This window comes from Streptomyces sp. NPDC045022 (assembly GCF_056432605.1).
Map to the genome: position 1 here is coordinate 332,387 of NZ_JBWKIR010000006.1, position 9,056 is coordinate 341,442.

The window sequence follows — 9,056 nt, forward strand, 5'->3', positions numbered from 1 at the left end:
CGTGGGCAGCCTCACGGCCACCGTGATCCCGAGCCAGGCCGCGCCCCAGGCGGCGTCCGGCACACACGCGCCCAAGATCGCGTCGACCCCGGACGTCCTGGCGACCGGTCTGCACAACCCGCGGGCCGTCCGGATCCAGGCCGACGGCTCACTCCTGGTCGCGGAGGCCGGCAGCGGCTCGGAGACGCCCTGCACGGTGCCGAACACCCAGTGCCTCGGCTTCACCGGCTCCGTCTACCGGGTCAAGGGCACCAAGAAGGGCCGCGTCGTCACGGGTCTGCCCTCGGAGACGGAGGTCCGGGCCAACGGTGAGACCACGATCATGGGAGCGACCCAGGCCCAGGCCGCCCTCGACGGCACCTACCGTGTCGTCAGCGGCCTGAGCGGCAACCTCGACACCCGTGCGACGCTCGGCGCGGGCAGCGACCCGCTCGGCTCGCTGGCCGTCGCCAAGGGCAGGATCCTGGGCGATCTGGCCAAGCACGAGGTGCAGCACGACCCGGACTCCGGGACCGGCAACGGCCAGGTCTACTCCAACCCGTGGTACTTCGCCCGGGACGGCAGGGACTACCTGGTCGTCGACGCCGGTGCCAACGACCTGATCCGGGTCCACCCCGACGGCACCACCGAGACCGAGGCCGTCTTCCCGAACAACATCCTGCCGACTCCGCCGGCTGCCAAGTCCTCGGCCGTCAAGTCGTCGGCCGTCAGGTCCTCGCTCGTCCGGCCGCTGACGCCGGCCGGACAGACACAGGCGGTGCCGACCGGCATCGTGCGCGGCTGGGACGGCGCGTTCTACATCTCCGACCTGAGCAGCATGCAGCCGGGCCTGAGCCGTATCTGGCGCTACGTGCCCGGCGGCAAGCCGACCGTCTTCGCCACCGGTCTGACGAACACCATCGACCTGCGGGTGGCCCCCAACGGCGACCTGATCGCGCTGTCCTACGCCACCGGCTACTCGTCGACCGGCCTGCTGCCCGGTGGCCTGACCCGGATCGACAGGCACACGGGTGCCCGCACGCCGATCGACACCGGCGACCGCCTGGCCCAGCCCACGGGCCTGGAGGTCGCCGCGAACGGTGACGTCTACGTCACCAACAACACGACCAGCAGCAGCGACGGCGAGCTGCTGAAGTTCCCGGCCTCCTGACCGGTTCACCAGCTGCACCCACACCACCCGTGTCCGGTGGACGCCTGCCTTCGAGGCGGACGTCCACCGGCGCGGCCGTCAGCGGCGTCCGCCGGCACACCAGCCGACGGGCGCCGCTGACGTACACCGGGCACAGGACATACGCCGGGGGGCGGCCCCGTACGGGACCGCCCCTCGAACGCGGTGGTGCGCATGGTCAGCGCCGGCCGGACACGTCGCCGGCTCAGCCCCGCTTCGTCGCGCACATGACGACACGGGTGATGATGGCGTCCGCCGGGATGCCGACGGGATCCTTGGCGACCACCTTCGTGACCTCGAACCCGCACTCCTCCAGCCAACTGCGGTACGTCGACAGCTTCTGCAGGCCGCCGCGTCCCATCACGCAGCCGAGGATGTAGGCCGGGAAGAAGTCGGCCTGGTAGTCGTCGGTGTCCGCGATGTCCTCGGGGTACACCGGCGCCAGGACGACGATCTGCCCACCGGGCTCCAGGGCCTGGTGGGCGTTCCGGAAGATGGTGAGGACCTCGTCCTTGTCGTACATGTCCACGAAGTGCTTGAGCAGCAGCACGTCGAAGCCCCCCGGGAGGGCCTCCAGGACGTCACCGCCCACGAACGAGCAGTGCTCCGCCACGCCTTGCGCCTCGAAGTTGCGCAGGCACTCGGCCTCCAGGGCGGGCCGGTCGAAGGTGGTGACCCGTAGACCGGGTGACTGCTTCGACCGGTAGGTCATGATCGCCCCGAGACCGTTGCCGCCCAGCACGTCGAGGACCCTCGCCCCGGCCGGAACGTCGAAGCTCCGGAAGAACCAGGGATAGACGCTGGCGGTCTCGCTCTGCGCCAGCGGCCCCCACGCGGCGCGCACCTCCGGGACATGGGCCGCGGCCTCGAACATCGTGCCCTCGAAGCCGTAGAGCTCCTTCAGGCCGACCGCGCTGCCGCTGCGCACGCTGTCGGCGAGGTAGTACAGCTGCCGCAGCATGCCGGTCTTGATCATGCCCATGAAGGTGAGGACACGCTGGAGGTCCGCCTCGGGGACGTCCGCGAGCGCGTCGAGGGTGTAACCGCCGGTGGCCGCGTCCCGGGCTACGAAGCCCTCTTTCACCAGCAGGTGCAGCAACTGCTCCACAGCGTCCGGCTTGGCGCCGACGGCCGCGCCGAGTTCGGCCGCGCTCTGGCCGGCCTCCTTGCGCAGCGCCTCGACGATGCCGAGCTCGAAGCAGGCGTAGAGGTTCATGAACCGCGTGGGTCCCACCATGTACTCGCGCATCCGGGCGAGTGAGGCTTCAGGGCTTGTCACAGGAATCCCTTCCGATCGACATACCGGGCGGGCGCCCCGCCCCAGTGCTCCCAAGCCACCGAGTATTGGCAGGGGTGCTGGAGAGGCGGTGGAGCCGGACTCCCGCACCGCTCAGGGCCGGGAGCGGCGTGCCGGGGCGACCGCGGATCACCGGGGCCCCCGCGCCCCCAGGCCCGCCAGCAGGGTGTCCACGACACGCTCCGGCAGGTCGGGGCCGAGGGCCTCGGGGGGCATGAGGACGCTGCGGACCAGCACGGGACTGATCAGGAGGTTGTTGAGGAGGGTGACGTCCACGTCGGGCCGGATCTCCCCGTCGGCGACACGGCGCCGCAGCACGGCGCGGGCCGCCCGCTGCCATGGCTCGATCACCTCCGCGGTGTAGACCTCCCAGAGCCTCGGCAGCGTCTTGTTGTGCGTCAGCACGTCGAGGACGAGGAGCGGAGCGCGATGCGCGGTGTGATGCCGCCGCACGTTCTCCAGCACCGCGACCAGATCGTCGCGATCCCGGCCCGAACAGATCCAGGACGGAGATCGGGGTCCCGTCCCGCCGCAGTGTCACGTGGGGGGCCCGGGTGCCGTGCCGCGCACTGGGGTGGAAGGGGTCCTCCGCGATGTCCGGCCGCGAGGCGGGGTCGTGGGCCGCCACCGGGTAGGTGTAGCCGAGCGGCGCCAAGGGGGCCTGCCCACCCATCCGGACTCTACTCGGTGACGCCCGCGTAGTCGGCGAGGTAGACGCCGGCGCTGTTGGCGATGGGCACGCCCGCCAGGTACTCGTCGGGCAGGTCGAAGGCGTCGACCAGTGTCGTCAGGTGCGGGGCGAGATCGTCCATCATCTCGTCCACGAGGAACGGCAGTTCGCGCACCTGCTCGGCGCTCAGATGCCCCTCGGCCAGCAGGTCGCCGGTGTGGACGGCGAGCTGGTCCAGCAGGAACAGCACGCACAGCCGCTCCATCAGCTTCCGTGCCTCGGGATCCGCCGCCTGCTCGGCCGCCGCGATGAAGGCGTCGGCCGCCCGGAGCACGGCGTGCACGGAGACCATCTCCAGAGCCGCCGAGGACGACTTGTTCCAGCGGGCCACCGGGTTCTTGGCGGGACCGCGGCGCAGAGCGACCCGGGCGCGTGCCTGCCAGATGGCCTCGGACCGGGCGAGCAGCTCGCGCAGATGCCGGGGATCGGCCAGCGCCTCCGGCCCCGCCTGCCGCATCTCACCGGAAGCGGCCTCGTGGCCGAACAGCATCTCCGCCGCCGCCTTGACCCAGATCACCAGGTTGTCGCCCTCGGCGGTGATGGTCCCTTCGGTGTACTGGGGGAGCCCGATCAAACCGTTGACCGCGAACAGGCCCTGCGCGCCGCACCGTTCGCGGGCCTCGATGGTGATGGAGCGGGCCTGCCAGGTGATCCATCCCTTGGCGACGGCCACCTCACGCTCCATGGCGTCGCGGTTGTCGTCGGTGTGTCCGGCCCAGTCGGCCAGCACCGAGCGGTGCAGGAACGTCATCGCGTACGCCGAGGCCAGCGACTTCAGGAGCCGGCCGTGATGGCTGCGGTGACTGTTGACCGGTATGCGCTCGCCGGCCTTGGGCCCGGCCACCTCGCGGTGTTCGCCGTGGCGTACGGCGATGGCGAGCGAAGCCCGGGTAGCACCGACGGCCGCGCCGCTCATGCACAGCTTGCCCATGGTGACCCGGCCGATGGAGCGCAGGAACCGCTTGCGCCGGTTGCCCACGTTGCTGACCAGGGCGCCGTCCTCGCCGCACCGGCCGTGCTCCGCCTCGAGCAGGGCCTCGCGAGGCAGCCGTACCCGGTCGAACGCGGTGAGACAGTGGTCGACGGGCGCGCCGGGACGCAGTGGCAGCCGGCGTACCCGGACGCCCGGCAGCAGGCCGCGCTCATCGCTCAGCGGGGTCAGGAACAGGAACACGCCCTGGTCCTGGTCGTCCACGATGAGCCGGGCGGCGACCACGGCCGTCTTGGGACCGCCGGTGGTGCTGGTGTTGGGCATGAACTTCTCTGCGCCGGGGTGGGGCGTGTTGAGGACGAACTCGCCGGTCTCCCGGTCGAGTTCGGCGGTGGTCTCCAGCGCTGAGCTGTCGTTGCCATGGTCCAGTTCGGTGCACAGGAAGGTGCCGATGCGGCGCATCGAGGTGAACTCGGACAGGTCCCGGTCGCCGGTCTCGTGGTCGAGGAGACTGCCCAGGAAGAGGTTGTAGTGAATGCTCGCCACCGTGCACAGGCCCCCGCCGCCGTCCACGATCGCCGCCCACTCGTGCAGGCTCGCCAGCAGAGCCGGGTCCCTGGCGAGGTCTTCCGCGCCTCCCGCGATGTCGTTCACCAGCCGTAGCCACTCGTAGGACTGGGCCACCTGTTCGGCGGGGGAGCGGTCAGGGTGATGACGGAACGTTTCGTTGCATATCAGCCGGCGCCACCTGCGATGGACCCTCTCCCGCTCGTCCCCCTGGCCGAAGAGGAGCCCGGCCAGTTCGCCGGCGGGGGTCGCTTCGAGTTCTCCCGCGTCGTCGCTCACCGCCATGGGCTCCCGCACGAACGGAGCCTCTGGTCCGCGGCGCTCGTGGTCACCCGCGGGACGCGTGCCGGGCTGGACTGCCAGAAGGGCCATGACCTTCTCTCCCCGTTGTCGCAGATCCGGAGCTGGATGTGCAGGCCCCAAAAGATACGGACCCACCGGTTTTCTAATCAACCCCGATACAGGTAAATCACAACCCGCGGGAACGGTGCCCTCAAGGGCGATACGAGTGGATCACGAGCGGAATTTCCGATTCCACCCAGCCGTTCGAGAGCGACCCCGCCGGTTAGTATTACGGAGCGAGCTAGAAAAATACCAAGCGGAAGGTTTCATTCCCGTGAAGTGCATGTAGACCTCACCCCCCAGACCGGGCAAAATGGGTCTATAGGCGGGCGACCAACGCCTCGGTGGTTGATTGTTCGACCAAGGGGTGGTGGGATACAAACCTGTCGGTTTATTTTTCAAAACATCAGAGTCGGATGAACAGCGCGGAGGGGTCGGGCCGTGGCACTTCAGGAACGGGCCATCAGGACGAGGCGGGCCATCCTCGTCGCAGCCGCCGCGGTTTTCGCCGAGGTGGGGTACGAGGCGGCGACGATCTCCGAGATCCTGCACCGGGCCGACGTCACCAAGGGTGCCCTGTACTTCCACTTCGCCTCGAAGGAGGAGCTGGCGCAGGCGGTGCTCGCCGGTCAGCTCGGCGCGATGCCGGTCCCGCCGCAGCAGAAGCTGATGCTCCAGCAGGGGCTGGACGAGGCGTTCCTGCTCGCCCACCTGCTCTCCGAGGGTGACCCGGTCGTGCAGGGCAGCATAAGGCTGACGGTGGACCAGGGGGCTCCGAACGACGGTCTGGACCGGCGGGTGCCGATGAGTGGATGGATCGCGCGCAACGTCGAACTGCTCTGCAAGGCCAGGAAGAACGGCGAACTGCTGCCCCATATCGATGTGGAGGCCGCGGCCAGGACGTTCGTCGGCGCGTTCACCGGCGTTCAGGTATTGTCCAAGATCATGTCCAATCATGCCGATCTGCCGCAGCGGGTGTCGGACCTTCAGCGGCACCTGATGGCGAGCATCGCGGTCCCCGCGGTGCTCATGCAGCTCGACACGGCCGCCGACCGGGGGGTCCGGGTGTACCAGGCCGCGTTGAAGCTGCGTGAGGCCGGCGAGCAGGGCGCGCCGGACGAGACCGCCCCGGCCGCCGAGGAGGTCGGCGTCACCGGCTGACGCCGCACCGGGCGGCAGGCGGCGGTACGACAACTGAACGTCGTCGGGGGCGTGGATTCCGTGCGCCCTCGGAGGGGAGGGCGGGGGCCCCTCCCCTGGGCATGGCACGACGCAAACGTGTGCACGACCGAGACCCGGGGAGAAACGACGATGAACACGACTTCCTGCCCTTATGCCCTGGACGTGACGGGGCATGACCTGGCAGGTGAGGCGGCGATGCTGCGGGCCCAGGGCCCGGCCGTCCAGGTGGAGTTGCCGGGCGGTGTCATCGCCTGGGCCGTGGTCGGACAGCGGTACGTGGAGCAGTTGCTGACCGACTCGCGTGTCTCCAAGGACGCCCGCCGGCACTGGCCCGCGTTCATCGAGGGGAAGATCACCGAGGACTGGCCGCTGTATCCATGGGTGGCCAACGAGAACATGCTGTTCGCCTACGGCGAGAGTCACGCCCGGCTGCGCCGGCTGGTCGCCGGGGCGTTCACCGCGCGGCGGACCGAGGCGCTGCGACCCCGCGTCGCCGAGATCACGGCAGAACTCGTGGACAAGCTCGCCGCCGTCCCGTCGGGTACGCCGGTGGATCTGCGCGCCGCCTTCGCCGAGCTCCTGCCCATGCGGGTCATCTGCGAACTGTTCGGGGTTCCGCAGGGGGAGGCGACGGACGCCCTGTGTGCCGCGCTGCACAAGGTCTTCAGCACCACCCTGTCCGGTCAGGAGATAGAGGCGGCCCGGATGGAGGCGTTCATGCTGCTGGCCGACCACGTGGCGGCCAGGCGGGCCGAGCCCGGCGATGACCTGACCTCGTCGCTGATCGAGGCACGGGACCAGGGGGACCGGCTGAGCGAGGAGGAGCTGTTCGGCACCCTCTTCCTGATGATCGCGGGCGGGCAGGACACCACAGCCGCCCTGATCACCAACGCGGTGGGGGCGCTGCTGAGCCACCCCGACCAGCTGGAGCACGTCCGCGCGGGGCGGGCCACCTGGCAGGACGTGTCCGCCGAGACCATGCGCGTGCACACCCCCGGTGCCTACTCGCCGATGCGGTTCGCCGTGGAGGACATCGATCTGGACGGCGTGGCCATCCGCAAGGGTGACCCGATCCTGGTCAACTTCGCGGCCGGCGGCCGGGACCCCGAGCGCTACGGCGAGCACGCCGACCGCTTCGACGTGCTGCGCAAGGACCGCGAGAAGAACAGCCTCGGGTTCGGGTACGGCACGCACCGCTGCATGGGCGCCCCGCTCGCCGAGGTGGAGGCCACCGGCGCCTTCACCGCGCTGTTCGAGCGCTTCCCCCGGATGCGGCTGGCCTGCTCCCCGGAGGAACTCCAGCCGATGCAGAGCTTCCTGATGAACTCCTACCGCGAGCTGCCGGTCATCCTGACCCCCGCGGACTGACCCGGACGCGACGACCAGCAGGACTCCGACGCCCCGCCCGGGGCGTCGGAGTCCTGCTGCTCTCCGGCGGTCCGGATGGCGCCCGTCAGGTATGGAGGTCTGGTGTGGGTGTCGCCCGAGAGGTGATGGAGACCTTATAAACAAACCAAGCGTGCGGTTTGCTAGGGTCACCGTTCCCAGGCTTTAGGAGGCGTGGTGGTCAAGCAGGACCGAGCGGTGCGGACGCGTCAGGCCCTGATCCGCGCGGCAGCCGAGGTGTTCGCCGCCGACGGGTACGCCATGGCCTCCCTTTCCGTCATCAGCCAACGGGCCGGGGTCAGTTCCGGCGCCCTGCACTTCCACTTCACCAGCAAGGAGGACCTGGCCAAGGAGGTGGAGTCCGAGGCGACGGGCTCCGGGCAGCAGCTGGCCGAGGGCTGCCAGAGCGCAGCCGGCTCCGCGCTGCAGGCTCTGGTCCGTACGGCGTTCGGGCTGCTGCTCGCCGCCGCCGACGACCCGGTGCTCCGGGCCGGATTCAAACTGAGCGGCGACCCGTCGCGCAAGAGCGACGCGGAGCTGCTCAACTGGTGGCGCGGCGTCGTGCGGGAGTTGGTCCTGCAGGCGCGGGATGCGGGAGAACTGGCGCAGGACGTCTCGGCCGACGACGCGACGACGGCGATCGTCGCGGCCACGGTCGGTTTCGCGGTGATCGGCATGGCGGAGGCGGAGTGGCCCTCGGCCGAGCGCCTGGCGCGGTTCTGGTCCCTCGTCCTGCCCTGGCTGGCGGCGGCTCCCGAGCGCGTGCTCGACCTTGTCACGCATGGGGACCAGCGGCACGACCGCGTCCATTGAACCGAGTACTTTTCCAGCGCGCCGAAAGCCCCCCTTGAGCGCAATGCCGGACGGTTGCCGCAAAGAGGAGGTGGCATGGGCGACACGGACCGTGGGTTCGACCAGGCGGGAGCCGGCCCGGCGAGCGGCGTGCACGCCCTGCTCCGGGTGGAGCGGGGCCGGGCCACGGACGCGGAACTGGCCGCGGTCACCGTCGTGCTGTTCTCGCTGCTGGCCGACCAAGGCGCAGACCCGGGCGCGGGGCGGAGCCCCGGCGTCCCGCGCTGGCGCCCGGAACGGGCACCCGCCGCCTACCGCTCCCCGTACAGCTGGCGGTAGAGCCGCCATCGCCCATGGTTGATTCGTATACGGCCCGTACCCCCGCTCGCATCAACCGCACAGGCGGTCTGTCGGTGGGAGCCTCCTCCGGGCCTCACCACCTGGGAGGGACACGCCGTGACCATCGTGAATGACATGCCCCGCGCCTCGAAGGAGGTGGCCACCGCCCGCGCGCGCGTCGCGGAACTGCGGATGGTGCGTGCGGAGGCGCTGGCCGGTCCGAGCGGGAAGGCGACCGAGGCGCAGCACGCCAAGGGCAAGCTGACGGCGCGGGAGCGGATCGAGCTGCTCCTGGACCCGGGGTCCTTCCAGGAGGTCGAGC

At 70.3% G+C, this 9,056-nt stretch carries 9 protein-coding genes; 6 read left to right on the forward strand and 3 right to left on the reverse strand.

Annotated features, from left to right (window positions below):
- Nucleotide 1 precedes the first annotated feature (1 nt).
- Nucleotides 2–1,150: a ScyD/ScyE family protein gene (locus AC07C1_RS14570; RefSeq protein WP_478939009.1), complete on the forward strand. Its 1,149-nt coding sequence runs from the start codon at nt 2–4 to the stop codon at nt 1,148–1,150.
- Nucleotides 1,151–1,373: 223 nt separating this feature from the next.
- Here AC07C1_RS14570 and AC07C1_RS14575 read toward each other — a convergent pair whose 3' ends face one another.
- From AC07C1_RS14575 to AC07C1_RS14585, 3 genes are all read right to left on the reverse strand, one after another.
- Nucleotides 1,374–2,447 (reverse strand): methyltransferase, encoded by a 1,074-nt coding sequence (locus tag AC07C1_RS14575; protein ID WP_478939010.1) that lies wholly within the window; start codon nt 2,445–2,447, stop codon nt 1,374–1,376.
- A gap of 147 nt (nt 2,448–2,594) precedes the next feature.
- Complete coding sequence (locus tag AC07C1_RS14580; RefSeq protein ID WP_478939036.1) at nt 2,595–2,966, reverse strand: TetR-like C-terminal domain-containing protein; 372 nt, start codon at nt 2,964–2,966, stop codon at nt 2,595–2,597.
- Between the two features lie 179 nt (nt 2,967–3,145).
- Nucleotides 3,146–5,065, reverse strand: a complete 1,920-nt coding sequence (locus tag AC07C1_RS14585) for an acyl-CoA dehydrogenase (RefSeq protein WP_478939011.1) — start codon at nt 5,063–5,065, stop codon at nt 3,146–3,148.
- Nucleotides 5,066–5,476: 411 nt separating this feature from the next.
- On the opposite strand from AC07C1_RS14585, the gene AC07C1_RS14590 reads away from it, so the two are divergent.
- The 5 genes from AC07C1_RS14590 to AC07C1_RS14610 all read left to right on the forward strand — a co-directional run.
- The gene (locus AC07C1_RS14590; RefSeq protein ID WP_478939012.1) at nt 5,477–6,196 is read left to right on the forward strand and encodes a ScbR family autoregulator-binding transcription factor; all 720 of its coding nucleotides are present in this window, start codon (nt 5,477–5,479) and stop codon (nt 6,194–6,196) included.
- A 150-nt stretch (nt 6,197–6,346) separates the two neighbouring features.
- Complete coding sequence (locus AC07C1_RS14595; protein WP_478939013.1) at nt 6,347–7,585, forward strand: cytochrome P450 family protein; 1,239 nt, start codon at nt 6,347–6,349, stop codon at nt 7,583–7,585.
- A 195-nt stretch (nt 7,586–7,780) separates the two neighbouring features.
- Nucleotides 7,781–8,416: a ScbR family autoregulator-binding transcription factor gene (locus AC07C1_RS14600; protein ID WP_478939014.1), complete on the forward strand. Its 636-nt coding sequence runs from the start codon at nt 7,781–7,783 to the stop codon at nt 8,414–8,416.
- Nucleotides 8,417–8,491: 75 nt separating this feature from the next.
- A complete protein-coding gene (locus AC07C1_RS14605; protein ID WP_478939015.1) occupies nt 8,492–8,734 on the forward strand; it encodes an acyl-CoA carboxylase subunit epsilon in 243 nt (80 codons plus the stop codon).
- A gap of 135 nt (nt 8,735–8,869) precedes the next feature.
- On the forward strand, nt 8,870–9,056 hold a 187-nt coding region (locus AC07C1_RS14610; protein WP_478939037.1), incomplete at its 3' end, for a carboxyl transferase domain-containing protein.

What these genes read in the sequence shown, in the direction of transcription:
- AC07C1_RS14585 (WP_478939011.1), bottom strand. Translation starts at nt 5,065, where the DNA reads ATGGCCCTTCTGGCAGTCCAGCCCGGCACGCGTCCCGCGGGTGACCAC.
- AC07C1_RS14595 (WP_478939013.1), top strand. Translation starts at nt 6,347, where the DNA reads ATGAACACGACTTCCTGCCCTTATGCCCTGGACGTGACGGGGCATGAC.
- AC07C1_RS14605 (WP_478939015.1), top strand. Translation starts at nt 8,492, where the DNA reads ATGGGCGACACGGACCGTGGGTTCGACCAGGCGGGAGCCGGCCCGGCG.